22 protein-coding genes are annotated in these 26,896 nt (G+C 67.4%); 15 read left to right on the top strand and 7 right to left on the bottom strand.

Annotated elements, in window-relative coordinates; all coding sequences use genetic code 11:
* Nucleotides 1-73: 73 nt before the first annotated feature.
* The 3 genes from glmM (at nucleotide 74) to KW843_RS24045 (ending at nucleotide 3,124) form a co-directional block, all read left to right on the top strand.
* Entirely contained in the window at nucleotides 74-1,408 is a 1,335-nt protein-coding gene (glmM, locus tag KW843_RS24055) for a phosphoglucosamine mutase (protein WP_218297674.1), read from the top strand.
* Nucleotides 1,409-1,496: 88 nt separating this feature from the next.
* Entirely contained in the window at nucleotides 1,497-2,060 is a 564-nt protein-coding gene (locus tag KW843_RS24050; protein WP_218297673.1) for an N-acetyltransferase, read from the top strand.
* A 26-nt stretch (nucleotides 2,061-2,086) separates the two neighbouring features.
* Nucleotides 2,087-3,124, top strand: a complete 1,038-nt coding sequence (locus KW843_RS24045; RefSeq protein ID WP_218297672.1) for an amino acid ABC transporter substrate-binding protein — start codon at nucleotides 2,087-2,089, stop codon at nucleotides 3,122-3,124.
* 237 nt (nucleotides 3,125-3,361) lie between these two features.
* On the opposite strand, the gene KW843_RS24040 is transcribed toward KW843_RS24045, so the two are convergent.
* Together KW843_RS24040 and KW843_RS24035 are read right to left on the bottom strand one after the other, a co-directional pair.
* Nucleotides 3,362-5,587 carry a bifunctional diguanylate cyclase/phosphodiesterase gene (locus tag KW843_RS24040; protein ID WP_218297671.1) on the bottom strand — a complete coding sequence of 742 codons (2,226 nt, stop codon included), beginning with the start codon at nucleotides 5,585-5,587 and terminating at the stop codon, nucleotides 3,362-3,364.
* 122 nt (nucleotides 5,588-5,709) lie between these two features.
* Entirely contained in the window at nucleotides 5,710-8,661 is a 2,952-nt protein-coding gene (locus tag KW843_RS24035) for an EAL domain-containing protein (protein WP_218297670.1), read from the bottom strand.
* Between the two features lie 202 nt (nucleotides 8,662-8,863).
* On the opposite strand from KW843_RS24035, the gene KW843_RS24030 reads away from it, so the two are divergent.
* Genes KW843_RS24030 through KW843_RS24010 form a run of 5 tightly spaced genes read left to right on the top strand, consistent with a single transcriptional unit; the run spans nucleotide 8,864 to nucleotide 14,341 of the window.
* The gene (locus KW843_RS24030; RefSeq protein ID WP_218297669.1) at nucleotides 8,864-9,700 is read left to right on the top strand and encodes a GNAT family N-acetyltransferase; all 837 of its coding nucleotides are present in this window, start codon (nucleotides 8,864-8,866) and stop codon (nucleotides 9,698-9,700) included.
* The gene (locus tag KW843_RS24025; protein ID WP_218297668.1) at nucleotides 9,700-10,569 is read left to right on the top strand and encodes a UDP-2,3-diacylglucosamine diphosphatase; all 870 of its coding nucleotides are present in this window, start codon (nucleotides 9,700-9,702) and stop codon (nucleotides 10,567-10,569) included. Before KW843_RS24030 ends, KW843_RS24025 begins: the two co-directional genes overlap by 1 nt.
* Nucleotides 10,566-11,654, top strand: a complete 1,089-nt coding sequence (locus KW843_RS24020) for a glycosyltransferase family 1 protein (protein WP_218297667.1) — start codon at nucleotides 10,566-10,568, stop codon at nucleotides 11,652-11,654. Before KW843_RS24025 ends, KW843_RS24020 begins: the two co-directional genes overlap by 4 nt.
* A 39-nt stretch (nucleotides 11,655-11,693) precedes the next feature.
* Nucleotides 11,694-13,880 carry a polyphosphate kinase 1 gene (ppk1, locus tag KW843_RS24015; RefSeq protein ID WP_218297666.1) on the top strand — a complete coding sequence of 729 codons (2,187 nt, stop codon included), beginning with the start codon at nucleotides 11,694-11,696 and terminating at the stop codon, nucleotides 13,878-13,880.
* Entirely contained in the window at nucleotides 13,877-14,341 is a 465-nt protein-coding gene (locus KW843_RS24010; RefSeq protein ID WP_218297665.1) for a histidine phosphatase family protein, read from the top strand. The genes ppk1 and KW843_RS24010 overlap by 4 nt, the downstream gene beginning before the upstream one ends.
* A 39-nt stretch (nucleotides 14,342-14,380) precedes the next feature.
* On the opposite strand, the gene KW843_RS24005 is transcribed toward KW843_RS24010, so the two are convergent.
* Entirely contained in the window at nucleotides 14,381-14,938 is a 558-nt protein-coding gene (locus tag KW843_RS24005; protein WP_218297664.1) for a hypothetical protein, read from the bottom strand.
* Between the two features lie 62 nt (nucleotides 14,939-15,000).
* Nucleotides 15,001-16,479, bottom strand: a complete 1,479-nt coding sequence (locus KW843_RS24000; RefSeq protein WP_218297663.1) for a Ppx/GppA phosphatase family protein — start codon at nucleotides 16,477-16,479, stop codon at nucleotides 15,001-15,003.
* 267 nt (nucleotides 16,480-16,746) lie between these two features.
* On the opposite strand from KW843_RS24000, the gene pstS reads away from it, so the two are divergent.
* From pstS to phoR, 7 genes are all read left to right on the top strand, one after another.
* The gene (pstS, locus tag KW843_RS23995; protein ID WP_218297662.1) at nucleotides 16,747-17,769 is read left to right on the top strand and encodes a phosphate ABC transporter substrate-binding protein PstS; all 1,023 of its coding nucleotides are present in this window, start codon (nucleotides 16,747-16,749) and stop codon (nucleotides 17,767-17,769) included.
* 79 nt (nucleotides 17,770-17,848) lie between these two features.
* The gene (pstC, locus tag KW843_RS23990) at nucleotides 17,849-18,868 is read left to right on the top strand and encodes a phosphate ABC transporter permease subunit PstC (protein WP_218297661.1); all 1,020 of its coding nucleotides are present in this window, start codon (nucleotides 17,849-17,851) and stop codon (nucleotides 18,866-18,868) included.
* 43 nt (nucleotides 18,869-18,911) lie between these two features.
* Nucleotides 18,912-19,766: a phosphate ABC transporter permease PstA gene (pstA, locus tag KW843_RS23985; protein ID WP_218297660.1), complete on the top strand. Its 855-nt coding sequence runs from the start codon at nucleotides 18,912-18,914 to the stop codon at nucleotides 19,764-19,766.
* A 58-nt stretch (nucleotides 19,767-19,824) separates the two neighbouring features.
* Nucleotides 19,825-20,607 carry a phosphate ABC transporter ATP-binding protein PstB gene (gene pstB / locus KW843_RS23980; protein ID WP_218297659.1) on the top strand — a complete coding sequence of 261 codons (783 nt, stop codon included), beginning with the start codon at nucleotides 19,825-19,827 and terminating at the stop codon, nucleotides 20,605-20,607.
* A gap of 11 nt (nucleotides 20,608-20,618) precedes the next feature.
* Complete coding sequence (phoU, locus tag KW843_RS23975) at nucleotides 20,619-21,320, top strand: phosphate signaling complex protein PhoU (RefSeq protein ID WP_010457902.1); 702 nt, start codon at nucleotides 20,619-20,621, stop codon at nucleotides 21,318-21,320.
* A gap of 20 nt (nucleotides 21,321-21,340) precedes the next feature.
* Nucleotides 21,341-22,048 carry a phosphate regulon transcriptional regulator PhoB gene (gene phoB, locus KW843_RS23970; protein WP_142146933.1) on the top strand — a complete coding sequence of 236 codons (708 nt, stop codon included), beginning with the start codon at nucleotides 21,341-21,343 and terminating at the stop codon, nucleotides 22,046-22,048.
* A gap of 74 nt (nucleotides 22,049-22,122) precedes the next feature.
* On the top strand, nucleotides 22,123-23,466 hold the full coding sequence (phoR, locus tag KW843_RS23965) for a phosphate regulon sensor histidine kinase PhoR (RefSeq protein WP_218297658.1): 1,344 nt from the start codon (nucleotides 22,123-22,125) through the stop codon (nucleotides 23,464-23,466).
* Here the strand turns inward: phoR and KW843_RS23960 are convergent.
* From KW843_RS23960 to KW843_RS23950, 3 genes are all read right to left on the bottom strand, one after another.
* Complete coding sequence (locus KW843_RS23960; protein ID WP_218297657.1) at nucleotides 23,420-24,787, bottom strand: MATE family efflux transporter; 1,368 nt, start codon at nucleotides 24,785-24,787, stop codon at nucleotides 23,420-23,422. The two genes, phoR and KW843_RS23960, sit on opposite strands and share 47 nt — an antisense overlap.
* Entirely contained in the window at nucleotides 24,787-26,487 is a 1,701-nt protein-coding gene (locus KW843_RS23955) for a hypothetical protein (RefSeq protein WP_218297656.1), read from the bottom strand. Before KW843_RS23955 ends, KW843_RS23960 begins: the two co-directional genes overlap by 1 nt.
* 106 nt (nucleotides 26,488-26,593) lie before the next feature.
* Nucleotides 26,594-26,848 (bottom strand): type B 50S ribosomal protein L31, encoded by a 255-nt coding sequence (locus KW843_RS23950; RefSeq protein WP_008906759.1) that lies wholly within the window; start codon nucleotides 26,846-26,848, stop codon nucleotides 26,594-26,596.
* Between the last annotated feature and the right edge of the window lie 48 nt (nucleotides 26,849-26,896).

The following is a 26,896-nucleotide window of genomic DNA, read 5'->3' as shown; positions in this document are numbered from 1 at the left end:
GGGCAGCATGCCGGGCGGCCCGCATCCACTTATTAATAAACAACGAGAGATTCACACGAGGAGACACCAGAACATGACGCGCCAATACTTTGGAACCGACGGTATCCGTGGCACCGTCGGGCAACCTCCGATCACCCCGGATTTCGTCTTGCGCCTGGCCCATGCCGTCGGGCGCGTGCTGCGCAGGGCCGAGGACCGGCCCACGGTGCTGATCGGCAAGGACACCCGCATTTCAGGCTACATGCTGGAGAGTGCGCTGGAGTCGGGTTTCAATTCCGCCGGCGTGGACGTGGTGCTGCTGGGCCCCTTGCCGACCCCGGGTGTCGCGTACCTGACCCGTGCCCAGCGCGCGAGCCTGGGGGTTGTCATCAGTGCCAGCCACAACCCTTACCCCGACAACGGCATCAAGTTCTTCAGCGCCCAGGGCACCAAATTGCCCGACGCCTGGGAGCAGGCGGTCGAAGCCGCCCTGGCAGAGCCCCCGGTGTGGGCCGACTCGGCCAGCCTGGGCAAGGCGCGCCGGCTCGATGACGCCGCGGGCCGCTACATCGAGTTCTGCAAGAGCACGTTCCCGCAGGACCTGACCCTCAAGGGCCTCAAGATCGTGGTGGACGCGGCCCATGGCGCGGCGTACCAGGTGGCGCCCAAGGTCTTTCACGAACTCGGTGCCGAGGTGCTGTCGATTGGCTGCTCGCCCGATGGCCTCAACATCAACCACGAGGTGGGCGCCACCCACCCTGACGCGCTCGTGCGCGCCGTGCGCGCCAACCGCGCCGACTATGGCATCGCGCTTGATGGCGATGCCGACCGGCTGCAGATCGTGGATGCCACCGGGCGGCTGTACAACGGCGACGAGCTTCTGTACCTCATGGCGTCGGACCGCATGGGCCGTGACGAGCATGTGCCCGGCGTCGTCGGCACCCTGATGACCAACATGGCGGTGGAGGTGGCGCTGCAGGCACGGGGCGTGAAGTTTGTGCGCGCCAAGGTGGGCGACCGCTATGTGCTCGAAGAGCTGGCGCGGCACCAGTGGGTGCTGGGCGGCGAGGGGTCGGGCCACCTGCTCGCGCTGGACCGCCACACCACCGGCGACGGCCTGGTGAGCGCGCTGCAGGTGCTGCAGGCCAGCGTGCGCAGCGGGCGCACGCTGGCGCAGCTGCTGGCGGACATCACGCTCTACCCCCAGGTGCTGCTCAATGTGCGCCTGGCGCCCGGGCAGGACTGGAAGTCCAACCGCCGCCTCGAGGAGACCACCCGCGCCGTGGAGCAGGAGCTGGGCGCCACGGGCCGGGTGCTGATCCGCGCGAGCGGCACCGAACCGCTGCTGCGCGTGATGGTCGAGGCGCGCGATGCGCAGCAGGCCAGCGCGTGTGCGCAGAAGCTGGCCGACGCGGCCCGTGCCGGCTGATGGTGGCGCCGCGCGCCATCGCCACTGTGGGGCGCGCCGTGCGATCGGCTACGCTGCTGTCTTTGCCGCCAGCCTGGAACCGTTGCTGATGCCTTCCACCACCACCGATGCTCTCACTCCCATCACCGTCCGGCGCGTGGACTATGGCGATGCCCGCCAAGCCCGGGCGTTGGTTGAACTGCTCGACAGCTATGCGAAGGACGTGGCGGGGGGAGGCGCGCCGCTCAGCGCCGAGGTCCTGCGCGGCCTGCCCGAAGCCTTGCGGCGCAGGCCCCAGGCTTTCAGCGTGATCGCATGGGCGGCCGACGCCGCGGCGCCGCACGGCGAGGTGCCCGTGGGGCTGGTCAATTGCCTGGAGGGTTTTTCGACCTTTGCCTGCCGGCCCCTGGTCAACGTGCATGACGTGGTGGTGGCCCCCGGCTGGCGCGGCCACCGCATTGCCCAGCGCATGCTGCAGTCGGTGGAGGCGCTGGCGCGCGAGCGGGGTGCCTGCAAGCTCACGCTGGAAGTGCTTTCGGGCAACCGCAGCGCCCTGCGCGCGTACGAACGGGAAGGCTTCGCCGCCTACACGCTGGACCCCAGCATGGGACAGGCGCAGTTTCTGCAGAAGATGCTGGACGGGGCAGGGCCTGTGCCACCCGCGGTACTCTGAATCACTTTTCCGGGAGACAAGACCGTATGAAGACATCTCTGGGCCAGATCGCCGCGGTGGGCGCCACCGCATTGGCGGCGTTGCTCGCGGCGCCCGCTGCCCATGCGGGCAAGACGCTTGACGGCATCCGGGCGCGCGGGCAGGTGGTGTGTGGCGTCAACACCGGGCTGGCCGGGTTTGCGATCGCGGACTCCAGTGGCCGGTGGTCGGGCCTGGACGTCGACATCTGCCGGGCGCTTGCGGCCGCGGTGCTGGGCGACGGCCAGAAGGTCAAATACGTGCCGCTGGACGTGCCGCAGCGCTTCACCGCGCTGCAATCCGGCGAGGTGGACGTGCTTTCGCGCAACACCACGTTCTCGCTGGCGCGCGACGCATCGCTGGGCCTGCACCAGACGGCCGTGACCTACTACGACGGCCAGGGCTTCATCGTGCCGGCCAGGAGCAAGATCAAGAACCTCCGCCAGCTCAAGGGGCAGACCGTGTGCGTGCAGTCAGGCACCACGACGGAAAAGAACCTGGCCGACTATTCCCGTGCCCACGACCTCGACATCAAGCCCGTGATGTTCGAGAAGGTGGACGCGGCAACGTCGGCCTACCTGTCGGGGCGCTGCTCCGCGTTCACCACCGATGCCTCGGGCCTGGCATCCCTGCGCAGCGGCGTTCCGCAAGGCGCGGCAACGCACACCATCCTGCCCGAGCTCATCTCCAAGGAGCCTCTGGGCCCCATGGTGCGGCGGGGGGACGACGAGTGGTTCGCGGTGGTCAAGTGGGTGATCTACGGCCTCATCGAAGCCGAAGAGCAGGGCGTGACACAGGCCAACGCGGACCAGCTGAAAACCAGCAGCAGCCACCCGGCGGTGCAGCGCATGCTGGGGACCTCGGAAGACACCGGAAAGCTGCTCGGCCTGGACCGCGACTGGCTGCTGCGCGCCGTCAGGACCACCGGCAACTATGGCGAGATCTTCGAGCGCAACGTCGGGCAGAAGTCGGCGCTGGCGCTGCCGCGCGGCCTCAACAACCTGTGGAACAGGCAGGGCCTGATGTACGCCTTTCCGATCCGCTGAGCGTTGCCTGGAGGGATCTGCGCGCGCGGTGCGGACGACAGCTCGGGCATCGCGGCAGTGCAATGCAATACAGTGCATTTGCTATTATATTTATAGCTGCTCGCGCTTGTCCATAAAGCGCCAGGGGCTGATTTTATTCAATATTTCCCCGTGTGGAGGCCTGTTGCCCGGGCGGGTCTGTGAGAGCCGGTCCGGCGGGTCCGGGCCGCGGCACGATCGTGCTGCCGGCCGGCCGGCTCAATGCAGCTGCCGCCGCATGAAGGCTTCCAGCTCCGGTGCCGACAGCGGCATGCTGAAGTGGTAGCCCTGCGCCTCGTCGCACCCCTGCTCGCGCAGGAAGGTCAGCTGGCCTTCGGTCTCCACGCCTTCGGCCGTGGTGCGCATGCCCAGCGCCTGCGCCATGCGGATGATGGCGCTCACGATGGCGCGGTCGTTGTTGTCGTTGCCCAGGTCGCGCACGAACGACTGGTCGATCTTGAGCTTGAAGATCTGAAATCGCTTGAGCTGGCTCAGCGATGAATAGCCGGTGCCGAAGTCATCCATCGACATGCGCACGCCGCGCGCGTGCAGCTGGTCCATGGTGGCCACCGCGGCATGCGGGTCGTCCACGGCCACGCCTTCGGTCAGCTCCAGCTCCAGGCAATCCGGCGGCAGGTCGAATTCGGCCAGCATGCGGCTTACCAGTTCGGGCAACTGGGGCTGGCGGAACTGGATGGCCGAGAGGTTCACGGCCATCGTCAGGCCCGGGAACCCGCAGGCCCGCCAGGTCTTGAGCTGCGAGAGCGCGGTGCGCAGCACCCATTCGCCGATCTGCAGGATCTGCCCGCTGTCTTCTGCAATGGGAATGAATTCGGCGGGCGACACCCCACCGAGCTGCGGGTGCTGCCAGCGCAGCAGGGCTTCCACGCTGCGCACGGCCCCGGTGGTCAGGCTCATCTGCGGCTGGTAGTGCAAGTGGAACTGGTTGCGCTCCAGCGCCCGGCGCAGGGCGTTTTCGAGCTGCAGCGCGCGCACCGACTGCGCCTGCATTTCCGGGGTGAAGAACTTGAATGTGTTGCGCCCGTCGAGCTTGGCGCGGTACATGGCCACGTCGGCCGACTGCGTCAGGGTGTCGAAGTCCTTGCCGTCCTGGGGGAACAGCGCGATGCCCATGGACGGGGCCATGGTCAGTTCGTGGTGGTCGATCTGGTAGTGCTGGCGCGAGGCCTCCTGCAGCTTGCCGGCCACGCGGGCCGCGCCGTGCGCATTGGCGCCGGGCAGCAGCAGGATGAACTCGTCGCCACCCAGGCGCGACACCGTGTCCTTGTCGCGCACCACGGCGCGCAGCCGCTTGGCGATCTCCACCAGCAGCGCATCGCCCACCCGGTGGCCCAGCGAGTCGTTCACGTGCTTGAAGTGATCCAGGTCCAGGAAGATCAGGGCCAGGGGCGTGTTGCCCTCCTGGGCCACGCGGATGGCCTGCTGCGCGCGCTCGGACAGCAGGGCGCGGTTGGGCAGGCCCGTGAGGGCGTCATAGTGGGCGAGCCAGTAGATGCGCTCCTGGTCGGCCTTGCGGTCGTTGATCTCGCGGTGCAGGTTGTCCACGGTCTCGCGCAGTTCGCGGGTGCGGTCCTGCACCTGCCGTTCCAGGTCCTCGTGCGTGCTGGCCAGGACGGCCTGTGCCTGCTTTCGCTCCGTGATGTCCATGGTGATCCAGATGGAGCCCTGCGATGGATCGGCGGGATCTATGGATTTGCTGCGCACCTCGCAGATCACGGGGGTGCCGTCCTTGCGGCACAGTTCCAGCTCGCCTTCGTACGAATGGCCGGCGGCCAGCTGCGGATAGCACCGGCGGCCGACTTCTTCCCACGCGGCGTCGCTGGCATACCAGCGGCGCGACGGGCTGCCCGCCAGTTCCCCCGGCTGGTAGCCCAGCATCTGCTCGAAGTGGTGGTTGCACCGGGTCAGGCGCCGGTCGCGCAGGAACACGATGCCCACCATGGCGCTGTCGAACAGCAGCTGTTTTTCGCGGACCGCGGCGCCCAGCGCGGCCTGCGCGCGCCGTTGCTCGTCGATATCGTCCAGGATCCAGATGGAGCCTTCGGTCGTGTCGTGCGGATTGATGAGCCGCCCCGTCAGGCTGCCCCAGAACAAGGAGCCGTCGCGCCGGCGCAATTGGCGCTCCACGCGGAAGGCCTGGCCCTGGGCGAGCACCGGGTAGGCGGTGCGGCCCAGATCGCGAAAGGCATCGCGCGAAGGGTAGAACGCCTCGGTGTTGAGGCCCACCAGCCCTTCGGCGCTGGCGTAGCCGAAGATCTCGGCGTACCGCTGGTTGCAGCGCACCACGCTGCGCTGGCGCAGGAAAACAATGCCCACGCCCGCACTGTCGAGCAGGGTTTGCTGTTCGCGCAGCGCGCGTTGCAGGGGGGTGTCGGTGGCAACTCCAGGACGCTGCAATTCTGGAGAGCTGTACGGCGCAGACATGGAAACCGGTACGGGCGGGAGGGCCAGGCGGCCTTGGTAATTTGTACCAAAGTGTAGCAGCGCTCCCTTACAAGCCTTTCGGCGGGGCGTCCGGCCCTTTCCCGTGCAGGGTCGGGTCGGCTTCAGTGGTCCCGCTGAGCGCGCAGGTACGCCTCGAACTCCGGCGCGGGCAGGGGGCGGCTGAAGTAGAACCCCTGGCCCTCGTCGCAGCCCTGGGCCTGCAGGAACTCGACCTGGCCGTCGGTTTCCACCCCCTCCGCCGTGGTCTGCATGCCCAGGGCCTGCGCCATGCGGATGATGGCGCTCACGATGGCCCGGTCATTGGCATCGTCTTCCAGATCGCGCACGAACGACTGGTCGATCTTGAGCTTGTAGATCTGGAACCGCTTGAGGTAGCTCAACGAGGAATATCCGGTGCCGAAGTCGTCCATGGACAGGCGCACGCCGCGGTCGTGAAGCTGGTCCATCATGGCGAGCGCGGCGGCGGGGTCGTCCACCGCGGCGCCCTCGGTCAGCTCCAGCTCCAGCCGGCGCGCGGGCAGGCCTGCCTGTTCCAGGCAGCGCGTGACCATCTCGGGCAGCTGGGGATGCCTGAACTGGACGGCGGAGACGTTCACGGACACCGCCCGCAGGGGCAGCTGCAGATCCAGCCAGCGTTTGGCGTCCTTCACCGCGGTGTGGATCACCCATTCCCCGATCGCCACGATCATGCCGCTGCTTTCGGCCACCGGAATGAACTCGGCCGGCGACACCATGCCCAGCTCGGGATGGCGCCAGCGCAGCAGTGCCTCGGCCCCCACCACCTGGCGCGCGGTGAGCGAGACCTGGGGCTGGTAGTGCAGTTCGAACTGGTTGCGCTCCAGCGCGCGGCGCAGGGCGTTCTCGATCAGCAGGGCGCGCGCCGTGCGCGCCTCGAGGTCGGCGGTGAAGAAACCGTACCGGTTGCGTCCGTTCTGCTTGGCACGGTACATGGCGGCATCGGCCCGCTGGTACAGCGTGTCGAACGAGTCGCCATCGGCGGGATACATCGCGATGCCCACCGACAAGGTGGTGGTGAGTTCGTACGGGTCCACCTGAAACGGCTGGGCGATGGCCGCGAGCAGCCGGGTTGCCATGTCGGCCGCGGAGGGTGCCGAGGTGGCGGGCAGCAGCAGCAGAAATTCATCGCCCCCCAGGCGCGAGACGGTGTCCTGAGGCCGCAGCAGGGACTGAAGGCGCTGCGCCACCGCCACGAGCAGGATGTCTCCAATGCGGTGGCCCAGCGAATCGTTGACGTTCTTGAAGTGGTCCAGGTCCAGGAACAGCATGGCCAGGGTGCCGCCTCGCGCCTGCTCGTTGGCAATGAGGTGCTGCGCGCGCTCGGCCAGCAGCGCGCGGTTGGGAAGGTTCGTGAGCGGGTCGAAATGCGCCAGGCGCTGGATGCGGTCCTGGGCCTCGCGCTGCTGCGTGATGTCGCGAAACAGCGTGATGGAGTGCGTGGCGACGCCATTGCCATCGCGCACGCTGCTGACCGACAGCCACTGGGGGTAGGTGGACCCGTCCTTGCGGCGGCCGCAGGCCTCGCCCTCCCAGTGGCCGTCCTGGGACAGCCGTGCGTACACGGCGTCGGCGCTGGCGTTGTCTGCCGGCCGGGCGACCGTGAGCAGGCGCACGGACTGCCCCACGGCCTCGGCTTCCGTGTACCCCGTGATCCGCGTGAAAGCCCGGTTGATGCGCACGATCGTATGGGCCGCGTCGGCGATCACGATGGCTTCGCTGCTCTGGTCGAACACCTGGGCGGTCAGCTGCAGTTGCTCCTGGGACCGCTTGCGCTCCGTGATGTCGCGCGACAGCAGGATGAACCGTGGCTTCGCGCCCGGGGACGTGGCCTTGCGCGCGGCGGACAGCTCAAACCACGTGGTGCCCACCCCGGGCAGGTCGAGCATGATCTGCCGCCCGGAGGACCAGCCCTGCGCCTGGGCATCGCTCAGCACGTCCAGCACCGACAGGGCTGCCAGCGCTGGCAGCACCTCGGTCACGTTGCGTCCCACCAGCGTTTCGGCGGGGCCCATGAGCAATTCGGCGCGCTGGCTGTGCACGCTGCAATAGAACCCGTCCTGGTCGAGTTCGAAGAGAGGGTCCGGGATGGCGTCGATGGTGGCGTGCAGCTGCTGCTGGGTGGCCTGGATTTCCGAGGTGCGCTGGGCCACCTGATAGGCCAGCCCGCGCTCGTGGGCCTTCAGCTCGAAAAGAAGCCGGGCCAGGTAGGTCATCATCAAGGCAAACAGCAGGCCCACCGCGCAGCGCATGAGCAGCACGGCCGGGTCGCCCCAGCCCTTGATGGGGACCAGGCTCAGGGTCCATTGCCCGTTGGGCAGGGTCAGCGACCGGCCCACCGCGTCCGCGCCCGGGGGCGGGTCGGATGCGGCAATGGTCTGTTCCTCGCCCGTGTCGGGCCGGACGCGCCACAGCCGGTAGTGGTAGCCCCGCAGCGTCAGCTGCGGCAGGCGCGCGGCGGCCAGCACTTCGGGCAGGCGGATGGTGACGTAGGTGAACCCCCAGAAGGCGCGGTGCCCCTGGGCATCGTCGAGGTAGACGGGCTGGCGCCCCACCACGCCCAGGCCGCCTTGCACCAGCTCCATGGGGCCGGCCAGGGTCAGCCGGCCCGACTCCCGGGCCCTGGCGGATTCGGGGCCCTGCCGGGGGTCGTTGAGCTGGTCGAAACCGATGGAGTTCTCGTTGCCCTGGCGCGGCACGACCTGTTTGACCACCCCCCCGGGAGAGAGGCCCATGGCCGTGATGCCCGGGTAGAAGGGCAGCATCTGCGTGCCGATCTCCTCGAACTGCGTCACCTCTCCCCGGCCCTGGCGCACCAGCGCCACCAGGGTGTTGTTGGCCGACAGGGCCAGCTCGATGGCGCGTTGCAGCGCCTGGACGTGGTCACCCGCCATGTCCGTCACCTGCGTGCGGTGCTGGGCGCGCTCCTGGCGCTCAAGGGCCCACACCACCACCCCGGCACAGGCCGCCGCCAGAACAAACACGACCAGCGAGCCCGCAAGAGGGCTTCGGGAGCGGGTGGGGGCGGATGCGTGCACGGTGCGGTTTCCTGAACCAATTATGCAGGCCCGTTGGAGCCGATGCAGGGTTCTGCGCGGCGATCCGCTGTCATGGGATTGACATGCGGCCGACATGGCGGCGTCACGCGGCAATTTCACACTCGTGCCCAGGGGAAACGGTTCCCAGCCCATGGTTGGGGCCTCCAGCCGAACCCGTCCTGACACAAGGAGATGTTGCACCATGAATGAGCTGCCCACCTTGACGCCGCCCCTGTCCACCGAGATCGTTCCCCAGCGGCCGCTTCGCGGCACGGCTGCCATGCCCGGCGCCCTGCAGCCGGTGGCGGCGCGGGGGGCCATCGAGGTGGCATGGGCGCGGCATGAAGATGAGGTGCGCCAGGCGCAGCGGTTGCGGTTCGATGTGTTCGCGGCGGAGATGGGCGCTCGATTGACGACCCCCATCCCCGGCCACGACGTGGACCTGTTCGACGACTATTGCGAGCACCTGCTGGTGCGCGACGCCCAGAGCCAGCAAGTCATTGGGACTTACCGCGTGCTCACTCCCGCACAGGCCCGGCGCGTCGGCGGCACCTACAGCGACACCGAGTTCGACCTGACGCGGCTGCGCTCCCTGCGCCCGCGCATGGTGGAGCTGGGCCGCAGCTGCGTGCACCCCGACCACCGCCACGGCGGCGTGATCATGGCGCTGTGGAGCGCTCTGGCGGACTTCATGGTGCGCAACCAGCTCGACACGATGATCGGCTGCGCCAGCATCCCCATGCTGCACAACGGCGTCGTCAGCGGCGACGCGGCCGCGAGCATCTGGCAGCAGGTGCGCAAGACACACCTGGCTCCCATCGAATACCACGTGCTTCCCCGGCTGCCGCTGCCCGTCGAGCAGCTGGACGGCTCGATCACGGTGGAGCCCCCGGCGCTCATCAAGGGCTACCTGCGCTTGGGCGCGCGCGTGCTGGGCGCTCCAGCCTGGGACCCGGACTTCAACACCGCGGACCTGCCGATGCTGATGCGCCTGGCGGACCTGCACCCCCGCTACCGCAAGCATTTCCTGGGGGCCTGATGCGCACCGCGTTCGATGCCCTGGGCCCCTGGATGGAACCGTCCGTGGGCCACGAGGACATGGCCGACGACGCACATGCCTTCGCGGCGGGTCATCGCCGGTACCGCGCGGTCTTCATTTCGGATTTGCACCTGGGCACTCCGGGGTGCCAGGCGGTCGCGCTGCTGGACTTTCTCAAGCACCACCCCAGCGACCACCTCTACCTCGTGGGCGACATCGTCGACGGCTGGCAGCTGCGCCGCAAGTGGTTCTGGCCCCAGGCCCACAACGATGTCGTGCAAAAGCTCCTGCGGCGCGCGCGCAAGGGATGCCGGGTGGTCTTCGTGCCTGGCAACCATGACGAGTTTGCACGCGCCTTTGTCGGCCACTCGTTCGGCGGCATCGAAGTGCTGGCCGAGGCGGTGCACACCACGGCGGACGGCCGCAGCCTGTGGGTCACGCACGGAGACCACTTTGACGGAGTGATCCAGTGCGCCAAGTGGCTGGCCTACCTGGGGGACAACCTGTATGAGTTCACGCTGCGGCTCAACCGGCACCTCAACACCTTGCGCGCCCGCATGGGGCTGCCCTACTGGTCGCTGTCGGCCTACCTGAAGGGCAAGGTCAAGAAGGCGCTCAATTACGTGACCGACTTTGAAGTGGCCGTGGCCGCCGAGGCGCGCCGCAGGGGACATGACGGCGTGGTGTGCGGCCATATCCACCGCGCGGAGATGCGGGAGATCGGCGGAACCCTGTATTGCAATGACGGCGACTGGGTGGAAAGCCACACCGCGCTGGTCGAACACCTGGACGGCCGGCTGGAACTGCTCCAGTGGCCCGCTTCTCCCTTCGCCGACACATCGCGGACCGAGGCCGCCGTTGCCCTATGAAAATCGCCTTGCTGACGGATGCCTGGCTTCCCCAGGTCAACGGGGTCGTCACCACGCTGCTGGAGCTGGTGCGGGAGCTGGAAGCCGCCGGGCACGCGGTCCAGGTGCTGCATCCCGGCCAGTTCACAACGCGCCCGTGCCCTGGCTATGCAGGGATCGATCTGGCCGTGCGGCCCGCGCAGCGCGTGGCAGGGATGCTGGACGCGATGGAGCCCGACGCCATCCACCTGGCCACCGAAGGACCGCTGGGCTGGGCGGGGCGCCGCTACTGCCTGCGCAAGGGCCTGGCATTCACCACGGCATTCCATACCCGTTTCCCGGAAATACTGAACGCGGCCTTGCGGGTGCCGCTTGGATGGGGGTACGCGCTGTTCCGTCATTTCCATCGCCCGTCATCGGGCGTGATGGTGCCGACGCACGGCGTCCTGCAGATGCTGGAGCACCGGGGATTTCGCAACCTGCGCCTGTGGACCCATGGCGTTGACACGCAGGCTTTCGCGTTCCACGGCGCCACCACCCCCAGCCCGCTCATGGGGGCCCTGGCCCATCCCGTGGCCTTGTACGTGGGACGGATCTCGTACGAAAAGAACATCGAGGCCTTCCTCCGGCTGGACATGCCCGGCTCCAAGGTGGTGTGTGGTGTCGGCCCGCTGGAGGCGCGCCTGAAGGCCAGGTACCCGCAGGTCCGCTGGCTGGGCATCCTGGACCGCCCGGCACTGGCCCAGGTGTATGCGGCGGCGGATGTTTTTGTGTTTCCCAGCCGTTCTGAAACCTTCGGGCTGGTCATGCTCGAGGCCATGGCCTGCGGAACGCCGGTGGCCGCTTTCCCCGTGGACGGGCCGATGGAAGTGCTGGGTGCACATCCTGGCCAGCCGGCACGGGGGGGCGTGCTGCATGACGATTTGCTGACTGCAAGCCAGGAGGCGCTGGCGATTGCCCGCTCCGACGCCCGGGCGCGTGCGCTCGATTTCACATGGGCCCACGCCGCGCGGCTGTTCGAGCAGTACCTGGTTCCTGCCCGGACACAGGGCGTGGCGCGTGTGACTGTCACGGAGCCTGTCACATCTTTGTCATCTGGGCGTTAAATACTGCAGCCATCCTGCACTCGCCGCGCTTGCGTATCCATGTTGCCCTTGCCCCCTGATGACGCTGTTGCCCTGTCGTGTGACAGTCCCGATGCCACGCCGGTGCCACGCGACGGCGGCGTGGGCCACGCACCGGCAGCCGCGCCCACTGCGGCGCCACCGCACATGTTCCTGGACAGGGACCACAGCATCCTCGCGTTCAACGAACGGGTGTTCGACTGGGCCGTGAGAACGGATGTGCCGCTGCTGGAGCGGCTGCGCTACCTGTGCATCGTGTCGTCCAACCTGGACGAGTTTTTTGAAGTGCGTGCCGCGCCGCACATCACCGCGGCCCAGAAAGGCGAGACCCAGGGCCTTTATTCGACGGCATCCTTCGAAGCAGTGGCCGCCAAGGTGCACGGGCTGGTGGACCGGCAGTACACGCTGTACAACGAGTCCCTGGTGCCTGCGTTTGCCGCCCATGGCATCCGGATCGTCGGGCATGGGGAGCGTTCGCCCGCCCAGAAGCGCTGGGTCCACGAGTATTTCGTGGGCGAGGTGCGGCCGCTGCTGATCCCGGTGGGGCTGGACCCCGCGCACCCCTTTCCCCAGGTGGCCAACAAGTCCCTGAACTTCATCGTGCGCCTGAAGGGGCACGATGCATTCGGGCGAGAGAACGAGATCGCCATCGTCAAGGTTCCCAGGGCCCTGCCCAGGCTGATTCGCATGCCTGCCCGCGTGGCACCCTCGGAAGCGCTTTTCGTGAGCCTTTCCAGCATCGTGCGGGCACACCTGGACGAGCTCTTTCCGGGGCGCGAGGTGACGGAGTTCTCGCAATTCCGGGTGACGCGCCATTCCGACCTCGCGCTGGACGAGGAGGATGTGCGCAATCTGCGGACAGCCCTGCGCCAGGGCTTGCAGCACAGGCACTATGGGCAGGCCGTCCGGCTGGAAGTGTCCGCGGGATGTTCGCAATTCCTGTCCGACTTTTTGCTGGCGCAGTTTGCCTTGCCCCCCGCCGCCTTGTACCGGGTACCCGGGCCCGTGAACCTGGTGCGCCTGACCCAGCTGGTGGACCTGGTGGATGCGCCCGCCCTGCTGTTTCCGACCTGGAATTCCGCCTGGCCACGGCAATTGCAGGCCGGAGTGTCCATCATGGAGCAGCTGCGCCAGCGCGACGTGCTCATCCACCAGCCGTTCGAGAGCTTCGACGGACTGCTCGCCTTCCTGCGCGAGGCCGTGAACGATCCCGACGTCCTCGTCATCAAGCAGACGATCTACCGCACCGGTGGCGATTCCGAACTCATGGACCTGCTGACCGAGGCCGTGCGCCGGGGCAAGGAGGTCATGGCGGTCGTGGAACTCAAGGCCCGCTTTGACGAGGAAGCCAACATCAACTGGGCGGAGGCGCTGGAGTCGATTGGCGCGCAGGTGGTGTATGGCGTGGTGGGGCTCAAGACACATGCCAAGATGCTGCTGGTCACGCGCAGGGAAGGGCGCCAGCTGCGGCGGTACGGGCACCTGTCCACCGGCAACTACAACGTGCGCACGGCACGGCTCTATACCGATCTGAGCTATCTCACTGCCGACGAGGAAACCACGGCGGACATGGACGGGGTGTTCAACCACCTCGCGAGCCAGAACCGCCCGCCCAAGCTGCGCAAGCTGATGCTGGCGCCGTTCCATCTGCACCGGCGCATGCTGGAGAAGATCGAGCAGGTGGGGCAGGCCGCGAGCCGGGGAGAGGATGCGCGCATCGTGGCCAAGATGAATGCCCTGACCGATGAAGCCTTGATGCGCGCGCTGATTCTGGCCGCCCAGCGCGGAGCGCGCATCGACCTCATCGTGCGCGGGGCCTGCATGCTCGCGGCCCAGGTGCCCGGGGTGACCGACAACATCCGGGTGCGCTCTGTGATCGGCCGCTTCCTCGAGCACACGCGGGTCTTCTACTTCCGCTGCGGCAGCGACGAGGACCTGTACCTTTCCAGTGCCGACTGGATGAACCGCAACATGATGCGGCGCGTGGAACTGGCCTGGCCCGTGACGGACCCGCGCCTGCGGCAGCAGATCGTTGACGAGTGCCTGGTGGCCTACCTGCACGATGACCGGGACGCATGGACGCTGAATGCGCAGGGAGGCTATGACCGGGCACCCCGCCCCGAGGACGGAGTGGGCGCCCAGGACGCCCTGATGGTCCGCTACGGACCGGCCCCTTCCCCGGCGCAACTCGACCAAGGGACAGCATGATGGATCTCATCCTGTGGCGACATGCGGAGGCGGAAGAAGCCGCTGAGGGGGGTGATGACCTGGCGCGGGCCTTGACGCCGCGGGGCGAAAAGCAGGCAGCGCGCATGGCTGCATGGCTGGACCGGCAGCTGCCCGAGGGCCTGCGCGTGCTGGCCAGCCCCTCGCGGCGCACCGAGCAGACGGCCAGCGCCCTGGGGCGCAAGTTCAAGATGCGGGCCGAGCTGCTGCCGGGCGGGACGCCGCAGGAACTGCTGGACCTCGCACAGTGGCCGCGCGCCAAGGGCACGGTGCTGATCGTGGGCCACCAGCCCATGCTGGGGCAGACCATCGCCCAGCTGATGGGACTGCAGGCTTCGGAATGCGCCGTGCGCAAGGGCTCGGTCTGGTGGCTGAGGCAGCGGCAGCGGCTGGACCAAAGCCAGACATTGCTGATCGCCGTTCAGTCGCCCGAGTTTGTTTGATGCCGGTTGCGCCAGGGGCCGTCCCCGGCGCAGACCGGCTCACTTGCGCGTGGCCTTGGCGGCGGTCCTGGCGGCCGGTGCGGCCGCGGCGACGGGGGCTGCGGCCGCTTGGGCCCTGGGGCGTCCCGTCTTGATGGACGGCACGGCCTGCACTGCGGTGCGCAGTGCGCTGTCGGACATCGCCGCCAGCACCTTCAGGCCGGCGCGCAACAGCTCGCTCTTCTTCACGGGCTGCGCGAGCGCCGCAGAGCGCTGCTTCAGTGTCTCGATGACGGCGTATTCATCCTTCGGGATGGTAAAGCTGTCACGCACCAGCTTGGGCTTCTTGGCCTTGGTGTCCGGGGCAGCCTGCGGCGTGGGTGCTTTTGCTTTGGCGGGCTGGGGCGCGGCCGCAGCCTTCTTGGAGCTGGCCCCTTTCGCCTTGGGGGCGGCAGCAGCGGGCTTCGCGCCCGCTTTCCTGGCCTGCTTGGCGGGAGCCGCTGCCTTGGCGGGTGATTTGGCGGCCACCGCGGCAGAGGGCTTGGCAGGTTTTGCGGGCGCTGTGGCTGTGACTGCGGGGGCGGACGGGGCGGGTGGTGTGGCGCTGGTGGTGGTCATGATGAAGGCAGTGGGTCAATAAATAAACGGTATAAACAGTTTATATAGTTTATTGCCAATGCTCAGGGAAGGTCAACCACCAGTTCCCAGGGCGTCTTCTGCCAGGCCTGGACTTCCTCGCGAAGAAGGTGCGCAGACTGCGGAAAGGCCGCAGCCCAGCCGGGGCGGGCGCGCAGGAGAAAACGCGGCCCCTCGGCTTGCAATGAGAGGCCTGCCGTGTCCGGATCGCGGCGCGCATGGCACAGCGCCACGGACAGGCGCAGGCTCAGCAGCTGCAGCACGAAGACAGGATCTTGCAGGTCCGCGCCGAGCTTGCGCACCTTGCCGCGCTGTCCCTGCACCAGCACGCCCAGGCGATGCAGCTCGGGAACGGCAAACCCGGCGGCATCGGTGTTGTCCAGGATGTAGGCGCCGTGGCGGTGGTAGTCGCTGTGGGATATGCGGCAGCCGATCTCGTGCAGCCGCGCCGCCCAGTCAAGCTTGCGCGACGCTCGCTCGCTGTCGCCGGGCGTGGCCTGCTCGAACAGGGCACACGCGGTGCGCGCCACCCGTTCCGCGTGCTCCATGTCCACGCCAAACCGCTGCATGAGTCCATTGACGGTGGTGGTACGCAGGTCGGTGCCGGGTTGCTCTCTGTCCAGCAGGTCGTAGAGGGCGCCCTGGCGCAAGGCGCCCTGTGCCACCTGCATGTGCTCGATGTCCAGCAGGTCGAAGACGGCGCGCAGCACGCTGATTCCCCCGCCGATGACGGCGCGCCGCTCTTCCTTCAGCCCTTCCAGGCGCACGCGGTCGGCAGACTGGGCGCGCAGCAGGCGCTCGTGCAGCCAGCCCAGCCCGTCCCGCGTGATGAGGCCCTGCGGGCCGCCGGCGGCGGCCAGGATGTCACCCACGGCGCCCGCGGTGCCGGAGGAGCCGTAAGACACGTCCCAGGTCTCGGGGCGGAAGGTTTCCAGCGCTTCGTCCAGCACGGCCTTGGCCGCGATCTCGGCGGCCAGGAACGCCTGGGCCGTGAATTCGCCGTTGGCGAAGTAGCGCTGCGACCAGGCCACGCTGCCCACGCGGTACGAGGCCACGGAGTAGGGTGTGAACTGCTGGCCCAGGATGAGCTCCGTGGAACGCCCTCCGATGTCCACGACCAGGCGGCGCTCGTCGGATTGCGGCAGCAGGCGGGCCACCCCCTGGTAGATCAGCCGTGCTTCTTCCGGGCCCGACACCACATCGATCGGATAGCCCAGCACCTCGCTGCCGCGTGACAGGAACTCGTCCCGATTGCGTGCCTCGCGCAGCGTCTGGGTCGCCACGGCCCGGACCTGGGCACGGGGAAACCCCGCCAGCCGCTCCCCGAATCGTGCCAGGCAGGCCCAGCCACGCTCCATGGCGTCGCGCGTCAGATTGCGGTCTTCATCGAGGCCGTTGCCCTGGCGCACGGTTTCCTTGAGGTATTCCACCCGCTGGATATGTCCGAACTCATAGCGCCCGATTTCAAGGCGAAAACTATTGGAGCCGAGGTCGACCGCGGCGAGGCGTGTGCCGTTCTGCATGTATTTCTGGTGGGAGCTTCGTTCGGCATCGTACCGCGAGCGTCAGGTGCATCTGTGCGGCACCCGTCGTCTCCCTCATGGAGGCGGGTGCTGATCGCGAGCCGCCCAGTGTCCGTGGACCGTGTGACAGATTCATGACGGTGCGCGCGGCGCTGGATGACCGTGTGGCGGCTCTGTGCGACGGGGTGCCTTGTGTCACCGAATTGTCATCTTGGGGGCCTAGAGTTCGTGCTGTTCCTGTTAACCCTAGCCAAAAGGTACTGAATAATGAAACGCACATTTCTCAAAACCGTCGCTGTCGCACTGGCCACCATGGCTGTGGGCAGTGCCTTTGCGGCGGACATCACCGGTGCAGGCGCGACCTTTCCGTTCCCCATGTACGCCAAGTGGGCCGAGGCCTACAAGAAGGAAACGGGCACGGGCCTGAACTACCAGTCCATCGGATCTTCCGGCGGCATCCGCCAGATCCGCGCCAAGACCGTGGCTTTCGGCGCCACCGATGCGCCCGTGTCCGGCGCCGACCTGGACAAGGACGGCATGGTGCAGTTTCCCGCCATCATCGGCGGCACGGTGCCCGTGATCAACCTGGACGGCTTCAAGCCCGGCGAACTGCGCGTGACGGGCCCCGTGCTGGCGGACATCTTCCTGGGCAAGATCGCCAAGTGGAACGATGCCAAGCTCGCCGCGCTGAATCCTGGCAAGACCCTGCCCGACCAGAACATCACCGTGGTACACCGCGCGGATGGTTCGGGCACCACCTTCAACTGGACCGACTACCTGTCGGCGGTCAGCAAGGAGTGGGCTGATTCCGTGGGCAAGGGCGCGGCCGTGAAGTGGCCTGCCGCGTCGTCCGTGGGCGGCAAGGGCAACGAAGGCGTGGCCGCCAACGTGACCCGCGTGAAGGGCGCTGTCGGCTATGTGGAATACGCCTACGTCAAGAAGAACAACATGAACTTCCTGCAACTGCAGAATGCAGACGGCAAGTACGTGAGCCCTGACGACAAGACTTTTGCGGCCGCCGCCGCCAGCGCCGACTGGTTCAGCGTGCCGGGCATGGGCATCTCGATGGTCAACGCCAAGGGCGCGGACAGCTGGCCCGTCAGCACCGCTTCTTTCATCCTGATGTACAAGGACCCTGCCGACAAGGCGCAGTCGGCCGAAGTGCTGAAGTTCTTCGAGTGGGCGTTCAAGAACGGCAAGGGCATGGCCACGGAACTGGACTATGTTCCGCTGCCCGACAGCCTGACCGCCGAGATCCGCTCCAAGGTCTGGTCGCAGATCAAGAAGTAAGCCAGTTGCCCCAGAATACCCCCCATCGGCCGGCTGGTCTGGCTGATGGGTGCTGGTTTGTGGGGCCTCCAGAAGCCAGATGGGAGTCAACATGAGCGTGGGAACCACCATGAGTTCGCAACCTGTGTCCGTCAAGACGACGGACGCCCCCACAGAGTCCATGGTATCGATTGCCAGGCGGCAGCGCCTGCAGGACATCTTTTTCCATCGCCTGACCCAAAGCCTGTCGCTGCTGGTGCTCGCGGCGCTGCTGGGCATCATCGTTTCCCTTTTTGTCTACGCGTGGCCGACATTCCACAAGTTCGGAGTCCAGTTCATCTGGCGCGTGGAATGGGACATCATCAATGAAGAATTCGGTGCCGCGATTGCCATCGTCGGCACCCTGGCGAGCGCCGGCATCGCGCTGCTGATCGCGGTGCCCCTGGCTTTCGGCATCGCCCTTTTCCTCACGGAAACCTGCCCGGTCTGGCTGCGGCGCCCGCTGGGCACGGCGGTGGAGCTGCTGGCGGCCGTGCCTTCGATCATCTACGGCATGTTCGGCCTGTTCGTGTTTGCCCCGCTGTTTGCCGACTACTTCCAGATGCCGGTGCAGAAGCTGCTGGGCTCGATGCCGCTGGTGGGCTTCCTGTTTGGCGGCAGCACCAACGGTTTCGGCATCCTGGCCGCCGGCATCGTGCTGGCGTTCATGGTGCTGCCCTTCGTGGCGGCCGTGATGCGCGATGTGTTCGAGATCGTCCCGCCCATCCTGCGCGAGTCGGCCTACGGCCTGGGCTGCACGACCTGGGAGGTGGTGCGCCGCGTCGTGCTGCCCTACACGCAAAAGGGCGTGATCGGCGGCGTCATGCTGGGCCTGGGCCGCGCCCTGGGCGAGACCATGGCGGTGACCTTCGTGATCGGCAATGCCAACCGCATGCCCACTTCGCTGTTTTCGCCAGGGACGTCCATTGCCTCCACGCTGGCCAATGAATTTGGCGAGGCGGCGGATTTCCACCTCTCCACGCTGTTTGCCCTCGGTTTCCTGCTGTTCGTGATCACGTTCGTGGTCCTGTCGGCCGCCAAGATCATGATGCTGCGCGCCGAAAAGGCCAAGGGCCTCTGAGCCCGCGCCGCACTGCCCATGAACCTCCTTTGAGACAAGCTCCATGGAATTCAACCAACAACTCTACAAAAAGCGCCAGCGCTCCAACGCCGTCGGCCTGACCCTGTCCCTGGGCGCGATGGTGCTGGGCCTGTTCGTGCTGCTGTGGATACTGAGCGTGCTGCTGGCCAACGGCCTGGCCGCGCTGGACCTGAACATGTTCACCCAGTCCACGCCGGCACCGGGCTCCGAGGGCGGCGGCCTGGCCAACGCCATCGTCGGCAGCCTCATGATGGTGGGCTTCACCGTGCTGGTATCGACGCCGATCGGTGTTCTGGCGGGCGTGTACCTGGCGGAATACGGCGACCAGAGCAAGACGGCCGAACTCACCCGTTTCGTGACCGACATCATGCTGTCGGCCCCGTCCATCGTGCTCGGGCTCTTCGTCTACGCGATCGCCGTGGCCACGGTGGGCAACTTCTCGGGCTGGGCTGGCAGCCTGGCGCTGTCGCTGATCGCCGTGCCCGTGGTGGTGCGCACCACCGAGAACATGCTGCGCCTGGTGCCCGGCAGCCTGCGCGAAGCGGCCTTCGCGCTCGGCGCGCCGCGCTGGAAGGTGTCCACCATGGTCACCCTGCGCGCCGCGCGCAGCGGCGTGATGACCGGCCTGCTGCTGGCGGTGGCCCGCATCAGCGGCGAGACGGCGCCCCTGCTGTTCACCGCGCTCAACAACCAGTTCTTCAGCACCAACATGAGCGCCCCCATGGCCAACCTGCCGGTGGTGATCTTCCAGTTTGCCCTGAGTCCCTATGAGAACTGGGTGCGCCTGGCCTGGGGCGGTGCCTTGCTCATCACGCTGTCGGTGCTGATCCTCAACGTCGTGGCACGGGTCTTCCTGCGCGAGAAGAACCGCGTCTGACCCCACGCCAGCCCTCCCCATTGCAGATACAGACCGCCTCCATTTTCAGGAATTGACAATGAACGCCACCGCTACCGCCACCGCCAGCAAGAATGCGCTGGAACTGCGCAACCTGAGCTTCTTCTACGGCAAGTTCCAGGGGCTGCGCAATGTCAGCCTCAACATCGCGGAACACAAGGTCACCGCCTTCATCGGCCCTTCGGGCTGCGGCAAGTCCACCCTGCTGCGCACGCTCAACCGCATGTACAGCCTGTACCCGGGCCAGCGTGCGGAAGGCTCGATCAACTTCTACGGCCAGGACATCCTGGACCCCAAGCAGGACATCAACCTGCTGCGCGCGCGCATCGGCATGGTGTTCCAGAAGCCCACGCCGTTTCCCATGTCCATCTACGACAACATCGCCTTCGGCGTGAAGCTCTACGAGACGCTGAGCAAGAGCGAGATGGACGACCGCGTGGAATGGGCTCTGTCCAAGGCGGCGCTGTGGACCGAGGTGAAGGACAAGCTGCACCAGAGCGGCCTGTCCCTGTCCGGCGGCCAGCAGCAGCGCCTGTGCATCGCGCGCAGCGTGGCCGTCAAGCCCTCGGTGCTCCTGCTCGACGAGCCCACCTCGGCGCTGGACCCGCTGTCCACCGCCAAGATCGAAGAGCTGATCGACGAGCTCAAGCACGACTACACCATCGCCATCGTGACGCACAACATGCAGCAAGCCGCCCGCTGCAGCGACTACACCGCCTACATGTACCTCGGCGAAATGATCGAGTTCGGTGCCACCGAACAGATCTTCTTCAAGCCCGAGCGCAAGGAAACCGAAGACTACATTACCGGCCGTTTCGGCTAAGGAGACAGCAGATGCCCGATAAACATCTTTCGTCCCAGTTCGACAGCGAACTCAACAGCGTGTCCGCCCGTGTCATGGAGATGGGGGGGCTGGTGGAATCGCAGATCCGGCAGGCGGTCTACGCGCTGTCCCAGTTCAGCCTGGAGGCCGTGGAGACCGTGGCCTCGATGGAGACCCGCATCAATGCGATGGAGGTCGAGATCGACCAGGAGCTGTCCTCCATCATCGCCCGCCGCCAGCCCACCGCGCGCGATTTGCGCCTGCTGCTGGCCTTCTCCAAGGCCACGGCCAACCTCGAGCGCATGGGCGACGAGGCCAACAAGATGGCGCGCATGGTGCGCTCCATCATCGAAGGCGGCGCCCCGCGTTCGCTGCCGTCGAGCGACCTGCGCGTGGCAGCCGAGCTGGCCTCGGGCCAGCTGCGCAAGACGCTGGACGCGTTCGCGCGGCTGGACGTCAAGGCGGCCGTGGCCATCCTCAAGGAGGATGACCTCATCGACAAGGAATTCGACGGCTTCGTGCGCAAGCTCATCACCTACATGATGGAAGACCCGCGCACCATCTCGCCCAGCCTGGACCTGTTGTTCCTGGCCAAGGCCATCGAGCGCATCGGTGACCATTCCAAGAACGTGGCCGAGCTGATCATCTATCTGGTCAAGGGCAAGGATGTGCGCCACACTGCCCTCGACGAGATCGAGTCGGCCGTGCTGTAAGAAAGGGCTTTGGCACACCTATGAGAAAGCTCCCACGCGTCCTCATCGTGGAGGACGAACCCGCGATTGCCGAGCTGATTGCCGTCAATCTGCGCCACAACGGATTCCAGCCCTTCTGGGCGGAAGACGGCGACTCCGCCCAGCGCGAGCTCGACGCCGTGCTGCCGGATGTCATCCTGCTGGACTGGATGCTGCCGGGCCAAAGCGGCCTGTCGCTGGCCCGCAAATGGCGTGCCGACAGCCGTACCAAGCCGATCCCGATCCTCATGCTCACCGCCCGTGGCGACGAGCCCGACAAGGTGGCGGGGCTGGATGCCGGTGCCGACGACTACATCACCAAGCCATTTTCCACGCAGGAGCTGCTGGCCCGCATCCGCGCGGTGCTGCGCCGCCGTGCGCCCGAGCAGGTCAGCGACAGCGTGACCATCGGCGAGCTGGTGCTGGATGCCGGCACCTACCGCGTGACCTTCCAGGGCCAGCCGCTCAAGGTGGGCCCCACCGAGTTCAAGCTGCTGCACTTCCTGATGAAACACGCCGAGCGCGTGCACAGCCGCTCGCAGCTGCTCGACAAGGTGTGGGGCGACCATGTGTTCATCGAGGAGCGCACGGTGGATGTGCATGTCAAGCGGCTGCGTGAAGCGCTGGGTGCCGCATCCGTCATGGTGGAAACCGTGCGCGGGGCAGGCTACCGGCTCACGGCCCAGCCGCAGGTGCAGTTGCAGGCGTGATGGCGCAGGCCTGATGTTTGGATGGGGTGCACGGGTTGCGCCCCTGGCGTTGATAAGAAGGCTGAGCTGACCGCATGTTGTGGCGTATTTCGTATTTCCTGCTCTGGCAGATGGCGGGTGGTGGCCTGGGATGGTGGCAGGGCGGCCCCTGGGGCGCGGCCCTGGGCGCGGCCTTGGCGGGCTGGGCCTGGTTTGTATGGGACCTGCTGCGCGGTGCCCGCGTGCTGCGCTGGCTGCGCACGGGCGACCTGGCGGAAGTGCCTGCCATGCGCGGCATTTGGGGCGAGGCGGCGGACCGCGCTCGGCGCCTTCTGCGCAGGCAGCAGGCGCAGATCCGCGACAGCCAGGACCGGCTGCAGGAAATCCTGGCGGCGCTGCAGGCCACGCCCAACGGCGTGGTCTTGCTGGATGTGCAGGGCCGGATCGAGTGGTGCAACCAGATGGCGGCCAACCAGTTTGGTTTCGATGCCCAGCGCGATGTGATGCAATCGATCGGCAACCTGGTGCGCGACCCCGAGTTCACGGCCTACTTCGCCGCCCAGGACTTCACCCACGATGTGGTGCTGGAAGGGCGCTTCAGCACGCCCTCGCGGCCCGTGCGCATCTCGGTGCACCTGCACCCCTACGGGGACGGGCGCACCTTGCTGCTGTCGCGCGATGTCACGGCGCTGGAGCAGGCCGAGGCCATGCGGCGCGACTTTGTCGCCAACGTGTCCCATGAGATCCGCACGCCCCTGACGGTGCTGGCTGGTTTCGTCGAAACCCTGCAGACCCTGCCGCTGAATGCCGATGAGCGAGCGCGCTACCTGGGCATGATGGCGCAGCAGGCGCTGCGCATGCAAAGCGTGGTGCAGGACCTGCTGACCCTGTCGCGCCTGGAGGGCAGTCCGCCGCCCGGCATGGCGGAGTGGACGCCCGTGCAGGCGCTGATGCAGCGGTGCGAGGAAGAGGGCCGCGCATTGTCCGCCCTGCTCACGCAGAACCAGCCGCGCCAGCATGTGATGGTTTTTCCGGCCGTGGACAGCCTGCGTGCCGAAGGCGATATCGCGGGCGTGCCCGCCGAGCTGCAGAGCGCGCTGTCCAACCTCATCAGCAACGCCGTGCGCTACACGCCCGCGGGTGGATCGATCACGGTGGCCTGGCAGCGCAAGGAGGACGGCCGTGCCGTCTTCTCGGTGCAGGACACGGGGCCGGGCATCGCGCCGGAACACCTGCCGCGCCTGACGGAGCGTTTTTACCGCGTGGACCGCAGCCGTTCCCGCGAGACCGGCGGCACGGGCCTGGGACTGGCCATCGTCAAGCATGTGCTGCAGCGGCACGGCGCCACGCTGGACATCTCCAGCACCCTGGGCAAGGGCTCGGTGTTCGCGGTCACCTTCCCGGCGAACCGGTTGCGTGTTTTCTCGCTGCCGGATTGACCGCACGCCAGAGCATCGCCAGGAACAGCGCGGCCGTCGCGACCAGCGCCGCTGCGCTCGCGGCCCAGAAAGGCGTAGGCGATGGCTCAGCGGCCCACGGCCCCAGGCCACGATAGGCCAGCAGGTAGCCGCCCCCCAGGCCGGCGCCCCACAGCAGCACGCAATACACCACCAGCGGTGCCACCGTGATGCGGTAGCAGCGCAGCACGAAGACGCACAGTGTCTGCAGCGCATCGGCCGCGTGGTAGGCGGCCACCCACACCATGACCCCTCCCGTCAGGGCCACCACGCCGGTGTTGCCGGAGTACACGCCCCCAATATGGTCTTTTGCTATTAATAATATAGCTGCCAGCGCAATGCCGATCAGCGCTGAGAGCTTGAAACCTATGAAAACCACCTGGCGTGCCCGCGCAGGTTCGCCCGCCCCCAGCCAGTAGCTGACGCGGGCGCTGGTGGCGATCGCCAGCGACAGCGGCACCATGTAGAGCACGGCCGCCACATTGGCCGCAATCTGGTGGGCCGCCGACGCCGTGGTGCCCTGGCGCGCGATGAACAAGGCCATCAGCGTGAACGAGGTCACCTCGACCATGACCGCGAGCCCGGCCGGGATGCCCAGCCGGGCAAAGCCCGCGATGGTGGGCCAGTGAGGGGGTTCCATGCGGCGCCAGATGCGCAGGGGCCCATAGAGATCCTGGGTGCGCAGCAGCCAGACCGCCACCGCGAGCATGCTGCAGTTGACCACCAGCGTGGCCCAGGCGCATCCGACCACGCCCAGCGCGGGCAGCCCGCCGCCGCCGAAGGTGAACCAGACCGACAGGGGCAGCTTCACGAGCAGCGATCCCACCTGCAGCCAGGTCACCAGCTGGGGGCGGCCCAGGGCCTGGTTCAGGGTGCTGTAGATCCGAAAGAGCAGGGCGGGTGGCAGCGCCAGGGCCAGCACGGCCAGGTAGCTCTCCACCTCGGTGCGCAGGGCGGGGGGCACCTCGGTCCAGCGCAGCAGGGGCCCCGGCGACAGCAGGATGGCCATTCCCAGCAGCGATGCCGCGCCGCACAGGTACAGCGCCTGCCGCAGGGAGCGGCCCAGGGCGTCGGTCTGCCGGGCGCCGCGCTGCTCGGCCCATACCGGCAACAGGGCCTGCAGAATCCCGATCAGCGCCACATACACGCTGATGAAGATGGCCGAACCCACCGACAGCGCGGCCAGCGAGGATTCCGCATGGCGCCCGGCAACGATGGTGTCCGTGACGCCAAAGGCCATCACGGCCAGCTGCCCCGCCAGCACCGTCACCGCGTGGCGCGAGATGCCCGACAGTTCGGACATCAGCGCGCAGGCCCTGCGCGGCGAAACACCAGGAGGTGGTCGTTCTTGTCGGTGGGGCGGGGAATGGTGGCCCGGGCTTCCCAGCGCGCCGTGTTGACCATGCGCTCGGAAGGCGGCCAGGACGCGATGTCTGCCACCAGCCAGTCGCACTCGTCCTGCAGTCCCGCCCGCTGCAGCGAAAGGCCGCCGTGGTACTGCAGCGCCGCCACCTGGGCGCGGTTCAATCCCACGGTCTGCACGCAGCCCGGTGCCGGCCCGAGTGCCGCCATCACGCTGCGAACCTGGGGCCGGTAGCTGCGGGCGTAGTCCAGAAGCGGCAGCCACAGCGTCATGAGCAGCAGCCAGCCCAGCGCAGCGCCGCCGGCGGGCAGCACCAGGCTTTTCCAGATCGGGGCCCGGTCGCGCGAAGCGCGCCACCAGACCAGGCTGCACCAGCCCACGGTGGCCGCCAGGGCCACGACCAGGGCCAGCGCGGAGAACTCCGGCACGAAGCCGGGGGCCAGCTTGGCCACATTGGCGGCGGGCTTGGCGGGAAACCCCGTCTGCATGGCGATCCAGATGACCCAGATCGCCAACGCCGATACCGTGAAGAACAGCAGCGTGAACCAGTCGATCAGGGCGCCCACGCTGCGGCGCAGCGTGGGCAGCGCGAAGGCCGCCAGCGCGGCCATGGCGGGCAGGCCCAGCAGCAAGGCCCGGTCGGCGGGCTGGGTGGTGGCGGTGGCGGCGACGGATACCGCCACAAACCACAGCGGAAGCAGCAGGTGCCGGTGCCCCTGGCGGCTGACGATCTGCTTGCGCCAGCGCCACAGGGTCCACAGGGCCAGGGGCCAGGCGGGCCATCCAAACCACAGCAGCAGCCGTGCCAGGCTCTGCCACTCCTTGCCCCCGGAGCCGGAGCCCACGATCCGCCAGCGCCAGAGGTCCAGGCCCCAGGCCAGCAGCGCCGCCGCCAGCGTGACCGCCGCGAAGGCCAGCGCCCACCGCAGGCGGCGGTCGGAACCGCTGCCGGGCGCATACACCACCACCGCCATGCTGCCGAGCCCGAGCAGGGCCGCGAGCGCGGGAGCCCCGGCCAGCGTCAGGCCGGCCATGCCGGCGACAAGCGCCACGGCGGGCGCGACCGTGCGGTGCGGCATGGCAGCCACGGCGAAGAAGAGCAGCGCCGTGCAACTGAGCTGCGCCAGGTAGCTCGTCACCTCATGCGACAGCTGCGCCAGGCCCAGGCAGGCAATCAGGGCCAGCAGGCCGCCATCGGCGATGGCGCGGGCATAGTCGGGCGGGTTGGCTTCGCCGCCGAAGGCGAAGGCCACGGGCTGGGCCCCCGGGCTGCGCGCGAGGTAGTACACGGCATACCAGGTGGCGGTCAAGGTGATCGCCAGCAGGGCCGCGAACGGAAGGCGCACGGCCATCTCGGCGGACACCCACTGCGGCGCCAGCTGGATGGCCCACGCACCCAGCCAATACGGAAGCAGCCCTTCGGTTTCCGGAGGCATGCCCCCGAGCAAGGGGCTGAGCCACGGAGTGCGCCCCTGTGCCAGCTCCAGCATGTACCCAAATGCCGTGACATCCGCGCTCTTCCAAGGATCGCGCCCTATGAAGCCCGGCACGACGTAGGCGATGCACAGCAGCATCAGCGCCCAGCGTGGAAGGGGGCTGACGGCGTTCTGGGTGACGATGGCGGGGGTCGGTGGATTCACGCGTCAGGGGGCGGCAAAAGCGGAGCCACCGAGAATAAAGGCAAAAGCATAGAAAAAGGCAGCGCGGTTGCCCGGGCTGCCTTTGTGGCGGAGCGCAGAAGGCGAATTACTTCGCTGCGGTCTTGCCGAAACGGTTGCGGAAGCGCTCGACGCGGCCACCCATGTTGTCCACGGACTTTTGCGTGCCGGTGTAGAAGGGGTGCGATTCAGAGGAGGTGTCCAGCTTGAACAGAGGGTATTCCTTGCCTTCGAAGGTTTCCATTTCCTTCGTGTTCACGCACGAGCGGGTCACGAACTTGAAACCGTTGGACAGGTCCGAGAACAGGACTTCGCGGTAGTTGGGGTGAATGCCTTCTTTCATGATCAATCCTTGTCAAGTGCGGGAGCCGTGCTGAACCCGGTGCAACCT

It is taken from the genome of Acidovorax sp. sif1233 (genome assembly GCF_019218755.1).
Classification (GTDB): Bacteria; Pseudomonadota; Gammaproteobacteria; order Burkholderiales; family Burkholderiaceae_C; genus Acidovorax.
Note: the sequence above shows the minus strand (reverse complement) of the source record. Positions and strands in the feature narration are given on the sequence as shown.